Below are 19,922 nucleotides of genomic sequence, written 5' to 3'. Positions count from 1 at the left end.
TTCGCGTAAAACTGTCAGCCGCTCTTTCAGCCACGAAAATAGACAATTATGCTTCAGGACAACCCGCTGCTAGCGCAGCTTAAACAGCAACTACATTCCCAGACGCCACGAGCTGAAGGGGTGGTAAAAGCCACGGAAAAAGGCTTTGGCTTCCTGGAAGTCGATGCACAAAAAAGCTATTTCATTCCACCGCCGCAGATGAAAAAAGTGATGCATGGCGACCGCATTGTGGCGGTTATCCATACGGAAAAAGATCGCGAATCTGCCGAGCCGGAAGAACTGATCGAACCGTTCCTGACGCGCTTCGTGGGCAAAGTTCAGGGTAAGAATGACCGCCTGTCCATTGTGCCGGATCATCCGCTGCTGAAAGATGCGATTCCCTGCCGCGCCGCGCGTGGCGTTGAACATGAATTTAAAGAAGGTGACTGGGCTGTAGCAGAAATGCGCCGCCACCCGTTAAAAGGCGACCGCACCTTCTACGCCGAGTTAACCCAATTTATTACCTTCGCTGACGATCACTTCGTTCCGTGGTGGGTCACACTGGCTCGCCATAATCTGGAAAAAGAAGCACCCGATGGTGTCGCCACTGAGATGCTGGATGAGGGCCTGGTGCGTGAGGACTTAACCGCACTGAACTTCGTCACCATCGACAGCGCCAGTACGCAGGACATGGATGACGCGCTTTACGCCGAAGAACAAACGGATGGCAAATTGCAGTTAACCGTCGCGATTGCCGATCCTACCGCCTGGATTGCTGAAGGCAGTAAGCTGGATAACATTGCAAAAATTCGTGCATTTACCAACTACCTGCCGGGGTTCAACATCCCAATGTTGCCGCGCGAGCTTTCTGACGATCTGTGTTCTCTGCGCGCTAACGAAATTCGCCCGGTTCTGGCCTGCCGCATGAGCATCACTGCTGACGGCACGATCGAAGACAATATCACTTTCTTCGCAGCAACGATTGAATCGAAAGCGAAGCTGGCCTACGACAACGTCTCTGACTGGCTTGAAGGCACGGGTGACTGGCAACCAGAGAATGACGCAATTGCACAGCAGATCCGCCTGCTGCACCGCATTTGTCTGAGCCGTGGTGAGTGGCGCCATAATCATGCTCTGGTATTTAAAGATCGCCCGGATTACCGTTTCGTTCTCGGTGAAAAAGGTGAAGTACTGGACATCGTCGCTGAGCCGCGCCGCATCGCGAACCGCATTGTGGAAGAGTCCATGATTGCGGCAAACATTTGTGCAGCCCGCGTACTGCGCGACAAGCTGGGTTTCGGTATTTATAACGTGCATATGGGATTCGATCCGGCGAACGCAGAAGCACTGGCTGCCCTCCTGAAAACCCATGGTATGCACGTTGATGCTGAAGAGGTCCTGACGCTGGAAGGCTTCTGTAAACTGCGTCGTGAACTGGATGCGCAGCCTTCCGGTTTCCTCGACAGCCGCATCCGCCGATTCCAGTCTTACGCTGAGATCAGCACCGAGCCAGGTCCGCATTTTGGTCTGGGCCTGGAAGCTTATGCCACCTGGACCTCGCCTATCCGTAAGTATGGCGACATGATTAACCATCGCCTGCTTAAGGCCGTCATCAAAGGTGAGACAATTTCCCGACCGCAGGATGATACGACTTTGCAGATGGCTGAACGTCGCCGCCTGAACCGCATGGCTGAACGTGATGTGGGGGACTGGTTGTATGCACGTTTTCTGAATGACAAAGCCGGTACCGACACCCGCTTTGCGGCCGAGATTATTGATGTCAGCCGTGGTGGTATGCGTGTACGTTTAATTGATAACGGCGCGGTAGCCTTTATTCCGGCCCCCTTCCTGCACGCGGTTCGTGATGAACTGGTGTGTAACCAGGAAAGTGGAACGATCCAGATCAAAGGTGAAGTGGTTTACAAAGTTACCGATGTCATTGATGTCACCATCGCCGAAGTGCGGATGGAAACCCGCAGCGTCATCGCGCGCCCTGCCGTATAATACGCATTAACTCAACGACCTTTCTCTTTTGTGAAAGGTCGTTTTCTTTTTCCCCGCCCAATTGCCTGCCACGCACTACACTTCTTTCATCCGGTCATATTTATTTTTTACTATTTTCCGTTCGCCAGCTTTGCTTTTTCCTGAATCTGGATTACACATAAATATATAAATAAAACAATACGTTCAGCCATCATCACCCTTTGAATTATGGCTACCCTTACTTTTGAGGCTCTATGCGCTTTAAACGGGATAGTACACATCATGAAAGACGTTCGGGAGCTGGCTACGTTGTATAGCTATGTGGGCACCCATAACCCTTACTGGCGTTTGTCAGAGGATTGCAACATCCTGCATTTCTCTATTGACGAAGCGGCAGAAACGAACCAGAACATCGAATTATCACCTGAGCAAGCCGACCGCATTCGGGAGATGACGGTCATCACGTCAAGCCTGTTAATGACACTGTCGATTGAAGACGACGATATCCCTGTTCACCTGGTTGGGCGGAAAATCAATAAACGCGAATGGGCCGGAAGTGCATCCGCCTGGGATGATACCCCCTCGGTCGCCCGTGATTTGGCACAAGGCCTTTCTTTTGCCGAACAGGTGGTCTCTGAAGCCAACTCCGTTATTGTCATCCTTGACCGCATGGGCAACATTCAGCGTTTCAATCGCCTGTGTGAGGAATATACCGGACTCAAAGAACGCGAAGTGATTGGTCAAAGTGTCTTCACGCTGTTTATGAGTCGACGCGAAGCTGCGGCCTCCAGACGCAACATCGATGTTTTCTTTCGCGAAGGCAACTCATATGAAGTCGAACGTTGGGTGAAGACTTGTAAAGGTCAGCGACTGTTTCTGTTTCGCAATAAATTTGTGCACAACGGTAGCGGTAAAAACGAAATATTTCTGATCTGCTCAGGTACCGATATCACCGAAGAACGGCGTGCTCAGGAGCGCCTGAGAGTTCTGGCAAATACCGACTCCATTACCGGATTACCTAATCGGAATGCGATTCATGAGCTGATTACTGAAGCCATTGAGAATGCAGGAGATACTCAGGTTGGTATTGTGTACCTCGATCTGGACAATTTCAAAAAAGTAAACGATGCCTACGGACATATGTTCGGCGATCAACTGTTGCAAAGCGTATCACTGGCGATTCTCAGCTGTCTTGATGATAACCAGTTACTGGCCCGCTTTGGTGGCGATGAGTTTATTGTCCTCGCGACTGAAACATCTCAAGTGGCGCTGGAAGCCACGGCATCACGTATTTTGACCCGTTTGCGCCAGCCCTTCCGAATTGGCCTGATTGAGGTTTATACCGGTTGTTCGATTGGAATATCCCTTGCACCACAGCATGGACACGACTGCGAGAGCGTTATTCGCAATGCCGATACCGCCATGTATACCGCCAAGGAAGGCGGACGTGGACAATTCTGCGTTTTCTCTCCGGAAATGAACCAGCGAGTATTTGAGTATCTTTGGCTGGATACCAACTTACGTAAGGCGCTGGAAAACGATCAATTGTTGATTCATTACCAGCCGAAAATAACATGGCGTGGTGAAGTACGTAGTCTGGAGGCGCTGGTGCGCTGGCAGTCCCCTGAACGCGGCCTCATTCCTCCGCTGGAGTTTATCTCCTACGCTGAAGAATCAGGCTTGATTGTGCCGCTGGGGCGCTGGGTTATTCTCGACGTTGTTCGTCAGGTCGCAAAGTGGCGCGATAAAGGGATTAATCTGCGAGTGGCCGTGAACGTTTCTGCTCGCCAGCTTGCCGATCAGACGCTGTTTACCGACCTGAAACAGGTGCTTCACGACCTCAATTTTGAATATTGCCCTATCGATGTCGAATTGACCGAGAGCAGTTTAATTGAAAACGAACAACTGGCACTGTCCGTTATTCAGCAATTTAGCCAGCTTGGGGCACAGATCCATTTAGATGATTTCGGGACGGGTTATTCATCGTTGTCTCAACTTGCCCGCTTCCCACTTGATGCCATTAAGCTGGACCAGGCGTTCGTCAGGGATATTCATAAGCAACCCATTTCACAGTCGCTGGTGCGCGCCATTGTCGCGGTGGCGCAGGCGCTTAACCTGCAGGTGATAGCTGAAGGCGTTGAAAGTACGAAAGAGGATGCCTTTTTAACCAAAAATGGCGTCAATGAACGTCAGGGTTTTTTGTTCGCCAAGCCAATGCCAGCCGCTGCGTTTGAACGTTGGTATAAACGTCATCTGAATAAAAAAATGCGGTAACGCAACAAGAAAAGTGGAAGGGATAAACGTGAAAAATAGCCAAAAGTGGACACTGTGTGATGATCATATCTGTATGTAATCACAGAATATATAATATTCTCCAATCATTCATGTTAATACTATTTTTCCCTTCTCTTTTGGCATGAATTTCTGCATCATGAAATTCAAACCTTTTTGACATTAGGATGATGACCATGTCTGATATCGACGCACAACGTCTGGCCGAGCGCATTGATACCGTGCTGGATATTCTCGTTGCAGGCGATTACCACTCAGCTATCCATAACCTCGAAATTCTCAAGGCTGAACTGTTAGATACGGTCAAAGAAGATGCTGCGTCTGTGTCAAACAAACCGAAGGCCCCGTGGGAGATCTGATGACCTCACTCACGTTATGTCGCTGTAGCCATCAGATTTCAGATAACGCAGCTACCGTTTAATTTCCGATACGATATCGCTATAAAAATTAATACTATGAATTCCCGACAACAATCTATTTTGCAGATGGTGATTGATAAAGGTCAGATGAGCGTGGCCGACCTGGCTAAAATCACTGGTGTATCCGAAGTGACGATTCGACAGGATCTGAACACACTGGAAAAACAGAGTTACTTGCGCCGTGCGCACGGTTTTGCGGTGTCACTGAACAGTGATGATGTCGAAACGCGCATGATGACCAATTTCACCCTTAAACGTGAACTGGCTGAATTTGCGGCGTCGCTGGTCAATCCAGGTGAATCCGTCTTTATTGAAAATGGCAGCAGCAATGCGCTGCTGGCCAGAACGCTGGCGGAACAAAAAGATGTCACCATCATCACGGTGAGTAGCTACATCGCGCACCTGCTCAAAGAAACACCGTGTGAAGTCATTCTCCTCGGTGGGATCTATCAGAAAAAAAGCGAGAGCATGGTCGGACCGTTGACTCGCCAATTTATTCAGCAGGTACATTTCAGTAAAGCCTTTATCGGTATTGATGGCTGGCAGGCCGACACCGGCTTCACCGGGCGTGATATGATGCGCTCTGATGTGGTTAATGCGGTTCTGGAAAAAGGCGCAGAGGTGATTGTACTCAGCGATAGCTCTAAATTTGAGGCCATTCATCCCTACACACTGGGCCCGTTAGACAGATTCAGTCGTGTAGTTACAGACTCCAGACTCAGTGCCAGTGTGCAAATGCAACTTGAACACTCGGGTTTAACCGTCAATATCATTGATGCCCACGCATAATACTTCAGCAGATGATTTGTCTGCGGGCAGATCATCTTCTCTCTGAGACTTATCCGACGGTCCAATTAAGACTTTTTACCTGTCGTTAACAGGATAAAGTCGTAGAATTAATGTTAGCGATATAACAGGAGCGAACAATCACCTCAAGATTTGATTGTAATGCCCTGCGCTAAACGGTTTCGCGGAAATATCTTTAGTCGTCCTATTTTGGCGCTATCATTAAAGTGAACTGGATTCCGTGATTCAATAATTCAGGAGAAAGTATTATGTTAGTAACGAGCAAAAAAATGACCGCTGCCATTCTGGCGATTACACTAGCAATGTCTTTGAGTGCCTGCTCTAACTGGTCCAAACGTGACCGTAACACTGCAATCGGTGCAGGTGCAGGTGCGATAGGCGGTGCAGTCCTGACTGACGGCAGCACGCTGGGTACGCTGGGTGGTGCTGCAGTGGGTGGTATTATCGGCCACCAGGTGGGTAAATAATTTACGGTTGAACGGCTCGATATAATAATACGTTTACTTTTTCAGGTTTGTATTATTAGAAAAGCCACGGAGTGTATCCGTGGCTTTTTTTATTAGCCGCCTGCCAGTTTAACTTTCATTCCTTTGGCTTCCAGCAGCGATTTTATCAGGTCGCGTTTATCACCCTGAATTTCAATTACGCCGTCCTTCACTGCACCACCACAGCCACATTTTTTCTTCAGTTCTGCGGCTAATTTGACCAGTGCAGCGTCATCTTGATCAATACCGGTAATCAGGCAAACGCCCTTACCTTTACGACCGCTGGTCTGACGCTGAATGCGAACAATGCCATCGCCCTTCGGACGCTCTGCTACCACTCTGGGCTCATCAATTCGCCCGGACTCAGTTGAATAAACCAGTCGAGAGTTTGAGTCGCTCATTTATGCACCTCGATTCAGAGAGGCGTTGATCATCTTCAGCGTTTGCGCCGGATCTTCCGACTGCGTGACTGGACGACCAATCACCATGTAATCCACACCAGCGTCCAGCGCCTGCTGTGGCGTCATAATACGGCGCTGGTCACCCGCCTCACTGCCTTCCGGACGAATGCCTGGCGTCACCAGCTTAAATGCCTGACCAAGCGCCTGCTTGAACCTCACCGCTTCATGCGCCGAGCATACTACCCCGTCCAACCCACAATTTTGCGTCAAACGCGCCAACTTTTCAGCATACTCCGCAGGTGACAACGTCACTCCAAGATCGGCAAGGTCGCTGGCTTCCATACTGGTCAGGACCGTCACCGCAATTAACAGTGGCGCATCTTTACCAAAAGGCAGCAATGCTTCACGGGCAGCGGTCATCATTCGAGCCCCACCGGAAGCATGAACGTTTACCATCCAGACACCAAGGTCAGCTGCCGCCGCGACGGCATGCGCCGTGGTGTTGGGAATATCATGAAACTTCAAATCCAGAAAGACGTCGAAGCCGCGCTGTTGCAGATCCCGTACCAACTGAGGTCCAAAAAGTGTGAACATCTCTTTGCCCACTTTCAAACGGCAATCGCGAGGATCAATTCTGTCGACAAAAGCTAATGCCTTATCACGATTTGAATAATCCAACGCGACAACGACGGGAGAATCAGTAGCAGCACGGGAAGAAGATGAAGCAGTAAACGTCATGACCAGACCTTCTTGATGATGGGCGCACGAACGGCGCAAAATGGGTAAACGGCGTGCATTCTACCTGTGGTAATAGGAAATTAACAGGCGCGTTTACATTTCTGCGAAGCGATGTGGCGCAGGAGCCTGAGTGTTGGATGAAGAAAAACAAAGCAGTATGTTGTAACTAAAATGAGTTTTTTTTAAAAATTAGAGCCCATCCAGACCACGAATTGGCTTGATGGTTGACCAGGAGCGGCACGATGGGCAATGCCAGTACAGCGAATAAGCAGTAAACCCGCACTTTTGGCAACGATAGCGTGGCTTGCTACGCACTTGCTCGCCAACCATATCGCGCAGGACCATCAGACTCTCTTTTGCGCGCCCTTCTTCCGCTTCATTAAGATGGTAATCCATCAGTTTATGGAACACACGCATCGTCGGGTGGCGTTGCAACTGACGGGTGATATAAACCTGCGCAGTATCAGTCCCCTCACGCGCCTCAAGAATATCAGCCAGCATCAACTCCGCGGCAGCACCGGTGTTTTCTTCGACCGCACGGCGTAAAAACTCCGCCCACTCATCGTTTTTACCCAGTTGTTGATAGCAGCTCTGCAGCATTTCCAGCGTTTCACTGACCAACTCTTTATCCTGGGAGATCACGCGTTGCAGGCATTCAACGGCCTTCGCGTAATCTCCCTTCAGCATATAAACGCGCCCCATCATAATCGAGACACGAGCACTGTTTTTGTCTGCAGCGGCTCCTTTTTTCAGCAATGCCATGGCGCGATCCACATCGTCGCTGCCCATTTGCTGCAAGGCCAGTTCACAGTAAAAATGCGCAATTTCAATGCGCTGATTATCTTTGCCGAGTTTCACCAGACGTTCTGCAACATCAATAGCTTTTTGCCATTCACTGGTTGCCTGATAGATTTGCAACAGTTGCTGCAATGCCCCCACACGGAAATCCGTTTCATCAGTCAACTGATTGAACATGTCTTCCGCACGGTCATACAATCCGGCAGCCATGTAGTCACGTCCCAACTGCTGTACAGCCAACAAACGCTGCTCGTATGTCAGCGAAGCACTTTCCATGAGGGTTTGGTGGATACGGATAGCACGGTCAACTTCACCGCGCGAGCGGAACAGGTTTCCGAGGGTGAGATGAGCCTCAACGGTGCCGGTATCCTCTTTCAACATATCGAGGAACAGATCCACCGCTTTATCTTGTTGGTTGCTCAAGAGGAAGTTAACCCCGGCGACATAGTCGCGCGAAAGACGGTTAGCTTCATCCTGCTTTGTTTGTTGCGCACTTCTGCGACCCATATACCACCCATAGGCAGCGGCTACAGGTAAAAGCAGAAACAACAACTCCAACATAAATAATTATTCCTTCACAACCGACGAGTCGGCAGTTACCGCAACGTCGGTCGCAGGCGCAAGCTGGTTTTCCAGGCGTTTAATTTTACGTTCGGCACGCGCAAGAGACACACGAACCTTCAGCCAGAAGAGGCCGCAAATTAACCAACCAATCGCAAAACCTGCAGCAAACAATACAGCAAGCAGCGTGGAGATACGATACTCACCCTGAGCTAGCAGGTAATTAAACGTAACCTGTTGATCGTTTTGCGCACCCAATGTCACCGAAATAACAAAAATCGCCAACACCAGTAAGAAAATGAGTAAATATTTCACATTACTTCCCGTTATGTGGTTTGAGCGAATAAATCGTGTACAACTTACCGCGTTAAGCCCTTTAAATTACCATTTTCACGACGAGTGCGAAACGGAAAAGCGCCTTACGCTGTATGATTTGAGGGCTAAATTTGAAAAATCAATCACGGTCTGCGTTATTGCTCACGCTGCGCTATTTCCTTCGTCTCCTGGACGGGAGGTGTTAGAGGTCCACATACTCGCTGTGCAAGCCATGTTGCCAGCGTAACCAGCAGCCACGAAATCAGCGTCGCAACAACCAAATCGCGCGGCCAGTGCATGCCCAGAAGCAAACGACTGCCCATTACGCCGGTCGCCCAGACAAGTAAGAACACAATCGTCAGCGTGCGCCTGCGTGGCCATAACAACCCGACACCCAGTAACGCCCAACTGGCAGCAAACATCGTATGCCCTGAAGGAAAAGCAAAACCAGTCTCTTTTTGCCAGTGCTTACGTAAAAAAGGTGGAATATCCTGCTGCCCGGACAACTGATCTTTTACTAAGTGCCCGCGGTCTTTACGTTTTAAAGTGTAGAACTCATCTACCGGAACATGGTGCGTTTTTTCCAGCCACAGAACAAATGGTCGGGGCTCCTGCACCCTCTCTTTAACCCAGGATTTCACACCCTGGCCAATTAAGATAGCCGCCGCCAGGATCGCAAATAGCATAACTGCGGCCTTCAGACGAAATCGCAGGCACCACAAAAACCACGCACAGAGAAAAACATGGGTGATAATCCCCCAGGGTTGCGTCACCGTTTCAGTTACCCAGTATAAGGATTTTAACCACCAGGCATTCTGCCCAGGCTGCCAGCTCCAGCCGGATATCCATACAGAAACCGGCATAATCAGTAACAACCCTGCGCCTACAGTGGTTCGCTTGGCAATAGACAGCATTGCGTCTCCTTTCGTCGATAAGTCCCACAATCATAACTGAAAAATCTACGCACCGGGAAAATTGACAATTTTGTGCCATTCGAAAATGAATGCGTTGCTGCAATTAGGTGAACACCCTTGCCTTATGGCAAAATAGTGCAATACAGAAGCCAACAGGCGACGGCACGCACAGTGCCAGCATAATCTGGAGAATTACATGCAGCTTAAACGTGTGGCAGAAGCCAAACTGCCAACCCCCTGGGGTGATTTCCTGATGGTGGGATTTGAAGAACTGGCAACCGGACACGATCATGTCGCACTGGTTTTTGGCGATATTTCAGGCCAGACGCCTGTCCTGGCACGTGTTCATTCCGAATGTCTGACCGGCGATGCGCTGTTCAGTCTGCGTTGTGATTGTGGCTTCCAACTGGAAGCGGCACTTACGCATATCGCTGAAGAAGGACGCGGTATTCTGCTCTACCATCGTCAGGAAGGACGTAACATCGGCCTGCTGAATAAGATCCGTGCCTATGCGTTGCAGGATCAGGGCTATGACACCGTCGAAGCCAACCATCAGTTAGGCTTTGCGGCGGACGAGCGAGACTTCACCTTGTGTGCCGATATGTTCAAATTATTGGGTGTGGATGAAGTCCGTCTGCTAACCAATAACCCGAAGAAAGTGGAAATTCTGACAGAAGCTGGGATCAATATTGTGGAGCGTGTGCCACTAATTGTTGGCCGTAACCCGAAGAATGAACACTATCTGGATACCAAAGCCGCTAAAATGGGACATCTGCTAAGCGAGTGACATTCTCGCTTGCTGACGATGCAAAAAGCCTGCGTAAGCAGGCTTTTTTATAATTTAATTCAACATATTACGAATAACATAGTGCAAAATGCCATCGTTTTGGTAATAGGTTAGCTCTGTCGCGGTATCAATACGGCAGCGACACGAAATCACCTCTTTACTACCATCCACACGGACCATATTCACCGGGATAGTCGCTCCCGGTTTAATATTTTGTAAGTCCGTAATATCAATGACCTCCTCCCCGGTTAAACCCAGGGTTTTACGTGTAACTCCCTGCGGAAATTCCAGAGGCAGGATCCCCATACCAATGAGATTAGAACGGTGAATACGCTCAAAGGACTCGGCGATCACGACGCGAATCCCCAACAAACGCGGGCCTTTCGCAGCCCAGTCCCGACTGGAACCCGACCCATACTCCTTACCGGCAACAATGGCCAGCGGGGTCTTCTCTTGCTGGTATTGCATGGCGGCGTCATAGATAGCCATCACTTCTGCACCTGGCAAATGACGCGTCATTCCCCCTTCCACACCCGGTACCATTTCGTTACGGATACGGATATTGGCAAACGTACCACGCATCATTACTTCGTGGTTTCCGCGGCGAGAACCGTAGGAGTTAAAATCTTTACGCTCAACACCGTGGTTTTGCAGATAACGCCCGGCTGGGCTGTCTGGCTTGATGCTCCCCGCAGGAGAAATATGATCGGTGGTGACGGAGTCGCCCAGCATCGCCAGGATACGTGCACCATGGATATCCTGCACAGGGTCCGGCTTCGCCTGCATACCATCAAAAAACGGTGATAACCGGATATAGGTTGAATCCGACTGCCAGCCATAGGTATCTGCACGATCAACATTAATCGACTTCCATTCCGGCGTGCCTTCGAACACCTCGGCATACTCTTTATGGAACATCTCAGTAGAAACCTGTTCCACAGCACGGGCGATTTCCTGCGCACTCGGCCAGATATCTTTCAGATAGACAGGATCGCCTTTTCTGTCATGGCCAAGCGGATCTTTCGTCAGATCAATATTCATATTCCCGGCCAGCGCATAAGCCACCACCAGCGGTGGAGAAGCCAGCCAGTTTGTCTTCACCAGCGGATGGATACGCCCTTCAAAGTTACGGTTGCCGGAAAGCACCGCCCCTACCGTCAGATCACCTTTTTTAATCGCCGTTTCAATCGGGTCAGGTAACGGGCCAGAGTTGCCTATACAGGTAGTACAGCCATAACCAACAAGGTTAAAACCCAACTCATCAAGGTACGGGGTCAGTTTTGCCTGCGCCAGGTAATCAGAAACGACTTTTGACCCAGGTGCCAGCGACGCTTTCACCCACGGCTGGCGCTTCAGACCAAGCGTGACCGCTTTTTTCGCCAGCAATCCAGCCGCCATCAGAACGCTGGGATTGGACGTGTTGGTACATGACGTGATCGCTGCAATCACTACAGCACCATCCGGTAGCTGATATTGATGACCGCTCATTGCATAGTCGACCGGCTGACGATCTTTTTGCGAGCTATTCACTTCCAGTTCATTACTCGCGGCGAATGCTTTCGGTACATCACCCAATGCAACACGATCCTGCGGACGCTTCGGTCCGGCCAGGCTGGCTTCCACAGTGCCCATGTCCAGCTCCAGTGAACTGGTAAACACAGGCTCATCACCTGGGTTACGCCACATCCCCTGTGCTTTAGCATAAGCGCCGACTAATTCAACCTGCTCTTCACTGCGCCCGCTCAGACGCATGTACTCAAGAGTTACCCCGTCAATTGGGAAAAAGCCGCAGGTTGCGCCGTATTCCGGCGACATGTTAGCAATGGTCGCCCGGTCAGCGAGCGGCAGGCTGTCCAGCCCATCACCATAGAACTCAACAAATTTACCGACCACACCGTGTTTACGCAGCATCTGCGTAACGGTCAGTACCAGATCGGTAGCGGTGATCCCTTCGCGAAGTTTACCAACGAGTTTGAAGCCCACGACATCCGGAATCAGCATTGAAACCGGTTGCCCCAACATGGCGGCCTCTGCTTCAATCCCGCCGACACCCCAGCCCAGCACGCCGAGACCATTAATCATTGTGGTATGGGAATCGGTACCGACCAGCGTGTCGGGGTAAGCTACCCACTCGCCGTTTTGCAGCTCACTCCACACCGCTTTACCCAGGTATTCGAGGTTTACCTGGTGGCAAATTCCTGTTCCCGGTGGAACAACACTGAATCGGCTAAACGCCTGCTGCCCCCATTTCAGAAATACATAGCGCTCATGGTTGCGCTCCATTTCCAGGCGAACGTTTTCTTCAAAAGCATCATCGTCACCAAAACGGTCGACCGTAACGGAGTGATCAATAACCAGATCAACAGGTGACAGCGGGTTCACTTTTGCGGTATCCCCGCCAAGACGTTTAACCGCTTCGCGCATGGCAGCCAGGTCAACCACCGCCGGAACGCCGGTGAAGTCCTGCATGAGAACGCGAGCGGGTCGGTAGGCAATTTCGCGATCGGCATGAGCCGTTTTCAGCCATTGCGCCAGAGCATGAATATCTTCTTCGGTAACAGAGTCACCGTCCTGCCAACGCAGCAGGTTTTCCAGCAATACTTTTAGTGATTTAGGTAAACGGGTGATATCACCCAGTGATTTGGCAGCCAGGGGCAAACTGTAGTAGCGGTAGGTTTTATCTTTAACCTGCAATGTGTCCTTACTGGATTCTCGTAGGGTAGACGACATAGCTCCTCCTTAAATGACAGGGTTGGATCCCCTGACTCTCCTCAGGGTTAGTATTAAAGATAACACAAACAAAATGTAACGTTTTGATAACAACTCAAATTGATAAAATAGGTGAACGACAAAAGATGACGAACTATGCAAGTGGCGGGGAATAAGATTGAAGTACGGTAAATGAGCAGACCCGATACATCGATGCAACCGACAATACGCTGTTTAGATGGCGTACCAAGATTGAGATGTGATTATTCATACTGAATTAAATAAGCACGCTAATACTTATTATTATAAAAAACGTATTGCTTATTGTTCTTGCTTATCATCTTCAATAAATAGATCAATAAATGCCCGTTGCTCAGATGAAAGATCCCACGAAGCGGGAATATCCTGTTTTTTTTCTACAACGGTTTCATTCGCTTGCTCATTATCATGATGAGCAGGTGTAACAGTGGACTGTTGTTCCTGTGTGGACATCAATTACCCCCACACTTTCCAGACCACCAGAGCAACCACGATCCAGAACACGGCGGAGCCCAGAAACACGGTGAACCATGCTTTACGTTTCATCGCGGGATCTCTGCGCGCAGGCTGGTTTCCAGAAGGCATTGCTAACCTCATACTATCGAAATCACTTATCATTTAGGCACCAAACAATCGGTACAATTAATCATCAGATAAGAGGAATCCTAATAAAAACAGCCTGAAAAAGCCAGATAATTTTCGAACCCAGCTTTATAAATAACTTAATTGTTTGATCAGTTATAAATATTTGAAAGGGATTTTGGCAGGCTTACTCATTTGAAACTACTTTGGAGAATATTTTCCATAAATAATATAGGGATAATAGACAAAAAGAAAATCATAAATACATTCAACCGCCCCGCGGGTATGGCTGGAGAACGAGGATACCAGCGAGGCAGCTTCCGTTATTATTTCTCTGGCAATTTAATATCTTTGAACATAGCTTCAATGTCATCGTTGGAACGCAACGCCACCGCCGTATCCACCACATCGCGTGTCAGATGCGGTGCGAAACGCTGAATGAAATCATACATGTAGCTGCGTAAAAATGTGCTGCGACGAAAACCAATTTTCGTGGTGCTGTGACTGAAAATATCATGAGCATCAACACGCACCAGATCCGGATCAGAGAGAGGATCCACTGCCATGCTGGCAATCACGCCCACGCCCAGCCCCAGTCGGACATAGGTTTTTATCACATCAGCATCGGTTGCCGTAAAAACAATACGCGGCTCAAGACCCGCGCGATTAAACGCGGTATCCAGTTCTGAGCGCCCTGTAAAACCAAAGGTGTACGTCACCAGCGGATATTGCGCCAGCTCTTCAATGGATACGGAGGTTTTGCCCGCCAACGGATGGTCTGGCGTAACAACAATCGAACGGTTCCAGTGATAGCATGGCAGCATCACCAGATCATCGTACAGATGCAGTGCTTCCGTCGCGATGGCAAAATCAGCATTCCCCTTCGAAACAGCCTCGGCAATTTGCGTCGGCGATCCCTGATGCATATGCAACGAAACGCGAGGATAACGCTCAATAAAACCTTTAATCACGTTGGGCAGCGCGTAACGCGCCTGCGTGTGTGTGGTAGCAATATATAACGAACCTTTGTCGGGCCAGGTATGTTCACCAGCAACCGACTTAATGGCATCCACTTTTGACAAGACTTCGCGGGCAATACGAATAACTTCCTGCCCTGCAGGAGTCACCTGCGTCAGGTGCTTACCGCTACGGGCAAAAATCTGGATGCCAAGCTCATCTTCCAGCATACGAACTTGCTTACTGATCCCCGGCTGGGAGGTATAGAGTCCTTCGGCCGTTGAGGAGACATTAAGGTTGTGGTTTACCACCTCAACGATATAGCGAAGCTGCTGTAATTTCATGTTAAGCCATCCAGAATTGTGCCATCAGAACATCGTTTAAAAGCAGACTCACACGCGCTGCTAATACGATTTAATAATAAAAAGCCTGTCAACTATAACCACTATATCATTTATATGTACGCTGTATAGGTATGACAAAAAATAATACGCCGCAAACAAAAAGGGTCGCTTACGCGACCCTTTGAGGAGAAATTCAGCCAGAACGCTGTTATTTCTTACCTTCTACCCATTTACCGTCAACGAAAAATGCAGACCACCCGGTTGCTTTACCGTCTTTTTCCGCAGCGACATATTGCTGCTTAGTTTTACGGCTAAAGCGAACCATCGACTTATTACCATCGGGGTCCGTCTGCGGCGCATCGGCCAGGTAACGCAGTTTTTCCGGCAGACGATCGCGGAAGCGATACAACTCTTCCACTAACGGTGCACGGGTTTCACGTGATTTCGGGAAGGTGTTAGCGGCCAGGAAAATACCTGCTGCACCGTCACGCAACACGAAATACGCATCCGATTTTTCACACGGCAGTTCCGGCAACGGAACAGGATCTTCTTTCGGCGGAGCCACTTCACCATTACGCAGGATCTTACGGGTGTTTTTACACTCGTCGTTAGTACATGCCATGTATTTACCGAAACGCCCCATTTTCAGGTGCATTTCAGAACCACATTTCTCGCACTCAACGATAGGACCGTCATAACCCTTAATACGGAACTCGCCCTCTTCGATTTCGTAACCATCACAGGTCGGGTTGTTACCACAGACATGCAGCTTACGTTTTGGATCGATCAGATAGCTGTCCATCGCCGTACCACACTTCTGGCAGCGACGCTTCGCGCGCAAGGCGTTAGTCTCAGCGTCATCCCCTTCCAGTACGTTCAGGACTTCATTCTCCGGCACCAGGTTAATCGTGGTTTTGCAACGCTCTTTCGGTGAAAGCGCATAGCCGGAACACCCAAGGAAGACACCGGTACTGGCAGTACGGATACCCATCTTGCGCCCACATGTCGGACAATCAATGCTGGTCAGTACCATCTGGTTCGGACGCATGCCGCCTTCTTCGGGATCTTTCTCGGCTTTATCCAACTGCTGAGTAAAATCACTGAAGAAGTTGTCGAGCACACCTTTCCACTCAGCTTCGTGGTTCGCCACCTGGTCAAGGCTGTCTTCCATCTGCGCGGTGAAATCGTAGTTCATCAATTCGCGGAAGTTTTCTTCCAGACGATCGGTGACAATTTCACCCATTTTTTCAGCGTAGAAGCGACGGTTCTCAACACGAACGTAACCGCGATCCTGAATTGTAGAGATGATCGAGGCATACGTTGATGGACGACCAATACCCCGTTTTTCAAGTTCTTTAACCAACGAGGCTTCACTGAAGCGCGCTGGTGGCTTGGTAAAGTGCTGAGCGGGTGTCAGCTCGACAAGTGTCAGTACATCGCCTTTATCCACGGCCGGTAAGATGCGATCTTCATCACCCTTACGCAGTGCAGGCATCACTTTTGTCCAGCCATCGAAACGTAGAATACGGCCACGTGCTTTCAGGCGGAAATCACCCGCGCCCACGGTTAACGTAGTGGAATCGTATTTTGCTGGCGTCATCTGACAGGCAACAAATTGGCGCCAAATCAGTTGATACAGTTTTTGAGCATCGGCTTCCATATCTTTCAGAGATTCCGCCTGAACAGCGACATCAGAAGGACGAATAGCTTCGTGCGCTTCCTGCGAATTCTCTTTGCTGGCGTACTGGTTTGCGCTTTCTGGCAGATACTTTTTGCCAAAATTATCGCTAATGTAATCACGGACCATCGCCACAGCATCCTGACTCAGGTTGGTGGAGTCAGTACGCATATAGGTGATATAACCCGCTTCATACAAGCGCTGCGCCATCATCATGGTTTTCTTCACGCCAAAGCCCAGACGCGTGCTGGCAGCCTGCTGTAACGTGGACGTGATGAAGGGGGCGCCCGGCTTGCTGCTGGTTGGCTTATCTTCGCGTTCCAGAACGCTATAACGTGCTTTTTCCAGCAGGCTTACTGCCGCGAGTGTTTGTTCGCGATTAACCGGACGGAACGGTTTATCGTTCTGGTGAGTAACCTCAAGCGGCAATGCATCACCGGCTGGCGTCGTGGTATTGGCATCAATTTCCCAGAACTCTTCGGGGACGAATGCTTTAATTTCACGCTCACGCTCAACAACCAGACGCACGGCAACCGACTGTACTCGGCCGGCAGACAGGCCACGGGCAATTTTTTTCCACAGCAGCGGCGACACCATATAGCCGACAACGCGGTCCATAAAGCGACGAGCCTGTTGTGCATTAACACGGTCGATGTTCAGCTCGCCCGGTTTTTCAAACGCCTGACGGATAGCGTTTTTAGTAATTTCGTTAAACACCACGCGGCTGTAGCGGGTGTCGTCGCCACCGATAACTTCCCGCAGGTGCCAGGCAATGGCTTCCCCTTCGCGGTCAAGGTCGGTTGCGAGATAGATGTGGTCGGCTTTTTCAGCCAGTTGTTTCAGTTCAGAGACAACTTTCTCTTTACCAGGCAGCACTTCATAGCGCGCATCCCAGTTGTGCCACGGGTCAACGCCCATGCGGTTGACGAGAGCGCCACGTTCATCCTTTTTGGGCTTTTTAGCCGTTTTGGTGGAGGTTGAGTCGGCGCTCTTTTTAGTTGCTGAGCCACTGGTCGGCAAATCACGGATATGACCGACGCTGGATTTCACCACGTAGTCATTACCCAGATACTTGTTGATCGTTTTGGCTTTTGCCGGGGACTCAACGATGACAAGAGCTTTACCCATATTCACCTTTACCTAATTTGATTCTTCCAGAATGCGTCGCACGTTGATTCACCTTCCACTGGCGACGAGACATCGATATGGTCTCTGCGTCGGCGGATATCAACCCCTTAAACTGATTTGCGCTTGTAATGTAACTCTCATGTAACTGAGTTAACAGGCTTTTTCGCACACAAACGCTTTGGCGCGACGGAGTATTGGTCGAATGTCAAGCAAATCTGTTGCCAGATTGACGAAAGCGTCACACTGTACCTGATAAAATGCGTTACGCAACTTTATTAGCATGCAAAAACAAATCTCGCCAGTTGCAATCCCCTCCTATAGCCTTCATTTAAGTCAGGGAATATTTGCCCATAAGCTGGGCTCGGCGTAGACTAATGTCCTTGTTTAAGGAGTAAATAATGCATAAAGACACTCAACCCATCGATCGCGAAACACTGCTGATTGAAGCCAACAAAATCATTCGTGAGCATGAGGACACGCTGGCGGGGATTGTCGCCACCGGCGTAACGCAGCGAAATGGCGTGCTGGTTTTCAGCGGAGATTACTTTTTAGACGAGCAAGGGCTACCAACGCCCAAAAGCACTGCGGTGTTTAATATGTTTAAACACCTGGCGCATGTGCTTTCTGAAAAGTACCACTTGATCGATTAACGCGAGAAATGATTTGCCGGATGGCGGCGCTGCCTTATCCGGCCTGGGATATTACGATCCTCCAGGCCGGATAAGATGCGTGAGCATCGCCATCCGGCAATTGCAATTTTACATCAGGGGCTTCTGTCCCCGCTGCCACCAGCGCATAAGTAAGCGGTCTGCACTTTCTGCCGCGCTACCAGTGAAACGGTCCATCAGCTTTTTGCGCTGCATATAGCGGACGTGCAGCACTTCACGGCCATCCATCAACCCGAGAATCACTTCATCACTGGTATTGATCTCATCGACCAACCCGTTTGCCAGCGCCTGCTGCCCAAACCAGTGTTCACCTGTAGCAACCTGTTCGATGTCCAGAGTTGGACGCATACGTTGCACAAAATCTTTAAACAGATGATGGGTTTCATTCAAATCTTCACGGAATTTCTGTCGCCCTTCTTCCGTATTTTCACCAAGCAGTGTCAGCGTACGTTTGTACTGTCCAGCCGTGTGCAGCTCGATATCAATATCCTTGCCTTTCAGGAAACGGTTGAAGTTCGGGATCTGCGCCACCACGCCAATCGAGCCCACAATGGCAAACGGCGCTGAGACAATTTTATCCGCTACACAGGCCATCATATATCCACCGCTCGCTGCGACTTTATCCACCGTTACCGTCAAGGGAATCGCTTTATCGCGTAGGCGCTGCAACTGCGAGGCAGCCAGCCCATAACCATGTACCACACCACCGGGGCTTTCCAGACGCACAACCACCTGATCCTGCGGTTTCACCACCGCCAGTACCGCCGTGACCTCTTCCCGCAATGCGCTGACCTCGTGGGCATCCATACTGCCCTTAAAATCGAGCACCCAGACGCGAGGTTTTTCTGATGACGCACTGTCCCCCAGTTTTGCTTTGGCTTTGGCGGTTTTGGCCTCTAGCTTATGCTTCTTTTTCTGCGCTTTATGCCATAACTTCTGCTGATGACTATCCAGCAATGCCATCGACAGATCTTCCTTCATCTCTTTATATTGATCGCTAAGATTAATAACGCGTAATTCACCACGCTGACGCTTACGTTGTGTCGCGTTTACAATCAGCATGACAATCACCGCAATAGCCACCACAACAGTGACAATTTTTGCCAAAAACAGCCCATATTCAGACAACAATTCCACGAGACCCACCTTGGTTAAACAACGCTACTTTCGCTCAGTGTACAACAGGCGTGTAAACCCGTCTTGCTTCATCCATCCGATGCTGAATCGGCAAAAAGCATGACAAAGTGTTCATTTTGCGGTGTTATTACCTTTGGCTGATTGAAAAACACCAGTGTTTAAGGCATAAAGCCGAAAAGTTATCGCGAACGAGATGGCCAA

The 19,922-nt window shown here is 49.8% G+C and carries 18 protein-coding genes; 7 read left to right on the top strand and 11 right to left on the bottom strand.

What is annotated here, in order from left to right; translation table 11 throughout:
- Nucleotides 1–48: 48 nt before the first annotated feature.
- The 5 genes from QMN38_RS12045 to osmB all read left to right on the top strand — a co-directional run bounded on the left by QMN38_RS12045 (nt 49) and on the right by osmB (nt 5,947).
- Nucleotides 49–1,983 carry an exoribonuclease II gene (locus QMN38_RS12045; RefSeq protein WP_323605124.1) on the top strand — a complete coding sequence of 645 codons (1,935 nt, stop codon included), beginning with the start codon at nt 49–51 and terminating at the stop codon, nt 1,981–1,983.
- 261 nt (nt 1,984–2,244) lie between these two features.
- The gene (gene pdeR, locus QMN38_RS12040) at nt 2,245–4,236 is read left to right on the top strand and encodes a cyclic di-GMP phosphodiesterase (protein WP_271450178.1); all 1,992 of its coding nucleotides are present in this window, start codon (nt 2,245–2,247) and stop codon (nt 4,234–4,236) included.
- A gap of 194 nt (nt 4,237–4,430) precedes the next feature.
- A complete protein-coding gene (locus tag QMN38_RS12035; RefSeq protein ID WP_271442727.1) occupies nt 4,431–4,613 on the top strand; it encodes a YciZ family protein in 183 nt (60 codons plus the stop codon).
- Nucleotides 4,614–4,709: 96 nt separating this feature from the next.
- The gene (yciT, locus tag QMN38_RS12030; RefSeq protein WP_323605123.1) at nt 4,710–5,462 is read left to right on the top strand and encodes a DNA-binding transcriptional regulator YciT; all 753 of its coding nucleotides are present in this window, start codon (nt 4,710–4,712) and stop codon (nt 5,460–5,462) included.
- 266 nt (nt 5,463–5,728) lie between these two features.
- Nucleotides 5,729–5,947 (top strand): osmotically-inducible lipoprotein OsmB, encoded by a 219-nt coding sequence (gene osmB, locus QMN38_RS12025; RefSeq protein WP_003020583.1) that lies wholly within the window; start codon nt 5,729–5,731, stop codon nt 5,945–5,947.
- Between the two features lie 92 nt (nt 5,948–6,039).
- Here osmB and yciH read toward each other — a convergent pair whose 3' ends face one another.
- The 5 genes from yciH to pgpB all read right to left on the bottom strand — a co-directional run bounded on the left by yciH (nt 6,040) and on the right by pgpB (nt 9,692).
- On the bottom strand, nt 6,040–6,366 hold the full coding sequence (gene yciH / locus QMN38_RS12020; RefSeq protein ID WP_048211503.1) for a stress response translation initiation inhibitor YciH: 327 nt from the start codon (nt 6,364–6,366) through the stop codon (nt 6,040–6,042).
- On the bottom strand, nt 6,367–7,104 hold the full coding sequence (gene pyrF, locus QMN38_RS12015; protein ID WP_323605122.1) for an orotidine-5'-phosphate decarboxylase: 738 nt from the start codon (nt 7,102–7,104) through the stop codon (nt 6,367–6,369).
- Nucleotides 7,105–7,293: 189 nt separating this feature from the next.
- Entirely contained in the window at nt 7,294–8,463 is a 1,170-nt protein-coding gene (gene lapB, locus QMN38_RS12010; RefSeq protein WP_271442725.1) for a lipopolysaccharide assembly protein LapB, read from the bottom strand.
- Between the two features lie 6 nt (nt 8,464–8,469).
- Entirely contained in the window at nt 8,470–8,778 is a 309-nt protein-coding gene (locus QMN38_RS12005; RefSeq protein ID WP_005126452.1) for a LapA family protein, read from the bottom strand.
- Nucleotides 8,779–8,933: 155 nt separating this feature from the next.
- On the bottom strand, nt 8,934–9,692 hold the full coding sequence (gene pgpB / locus QMN38_RS12000; RefSeq protein ID WP_323605121.1) for a phosphatidylglycerophosphatase B: 759 nt from the start codon (nt 9,690–9,692) through the stop codon (nt 8,934–8,936).
- Between the two features lie 196 nt (nt 9,693–9,888).
- On the opposite strand from pgpB, the gene ribA reads away from it, so the two are divergent.
- Nucleotides 9,889–10,479, top strand: a complete 591-nt coding sequence (gene ribA / locus QMN38_RS11995) for a GTP cyclohydrolase II (protein ID WP_005126450.1) — start codon at nt 9,889–9,891, stop codon at nt 10,477–10,479.
- Nucleotides 10,480–10,533: 54 nt separating this feature from the next.
- Here ribA and acnA read toward each other — a convergent pair whose 3' ends face one another.
- The 5 genes from acnA to topA form a co-directional block, all read right to left on the bottom strand.
- A complete protein-coding gene (acnA, locus tag QMN38_RS11990; RefSeq protein ID WP_323605120.1) occupies nt 10,534–13,209 on the bottom strand; it encodes an aconitate hydratase AcnA in 2,676 nt (891 codons plus the stop codon).
- A gap of 300 nt (nt 13,210–13,509) precedes the next feature.
- Nucleotides 13,510–13,680 carry a hypothetical protein gene (locus tag QMN38_RS11985; RefSeq protein WP_271442904.1) on the bottom strand — a complete coding sequence of 57 codons (171 nt, stop codon included), beginning with the start codon at nt 13,678–13,680 and terminating at the stop codon, nt 13,510–13,512.
- A 3-nt stretch (nt 13,681–13,683) separates the two neighbouring features.
- Nucleotides 13,684–13,845 carry a YmiA family putative membrane protein gene (locus QMN38_RS11980; RefSeq protein WP_137381720.1) on the bottom strand — a complete coding sequence of 54 codons (162 nt, stop codon included), beginning with the start codon at nt 13,843–13,845 and terminating at the stop codon, nt 13,684–13,686.
- 290 nt (nt 13,846–14,135) lie between these two features.
- Nucleotides 14,136–15,110 (bottom strand): HTH-type transcriptional regulator CysB, encoded by a 975-nt coding sequence (gene cysB / locus QMN38_RS11975; RefSeq protein ID WP_271456298.1) that lies wholly within the window; start codon nt 15,108–15,110, stop codon nt 14,136–14,138.
- Between the two features lie 208 nt (nt 15,111–15,318).
- Nucleotides 15,319–17,916, bottom strand: a complete 2,598-nt coding sequence (gene topA, locus QMN38_RS11970) for a type I DNA topoisomerase (RefSeq protein ID WP_271440939.1) — start codon at nt 17,914–17,916, stop codon at nt 15,319–15,321.
- Between the two features lie 398 nt (nt 17,917–18,314).
- On the opposite strand from topA, the gene QMN38_RS11965 reads away from it, so the two are divergent.
- Nucleotides 18,315–18,566 (top strand): YciN family protein, encoded by a 252-nt coding sequence (locus QMN38_RS11965; RefSeq protein ID WP_003020616.1) that lies wholly within the window; start codon nt 18,315–18,317, stop codon nt 18,564–18,566.
- Between the two features lie 108 nt (nt 18,567–18,674).
- On the opposite strand, the gene sohB is transcribed toward QMN38_RS11965, so the two are convergent.
- Entirely contained in the window at nt 18,675–19,721 is a 1,047-nt protein-coding gene (gene sohB, locus QMN38_RS11960) for a protease SohB (protein ID WP_323605119.1), read from the bottom strand.
- Nucleotides 19,722–19,922: the final 201 nt, after the last annotated feature.

The sequence above is a fragment of the Citrobacter sp. R-1.5.2 genome (assembly GCF_035064245.1).
Taxonomy (GTDB): Bacteria; Pseudomonadota; Gammaproteobacteria; order Enterobacterales; family Enterobacteriaceae; genus Citrobacter.
The sequence above is the reverse complement of the archived record's forward strand: the minus strand, read 5'-3'. Positions and strand labels throughout refer to the sequence as shown.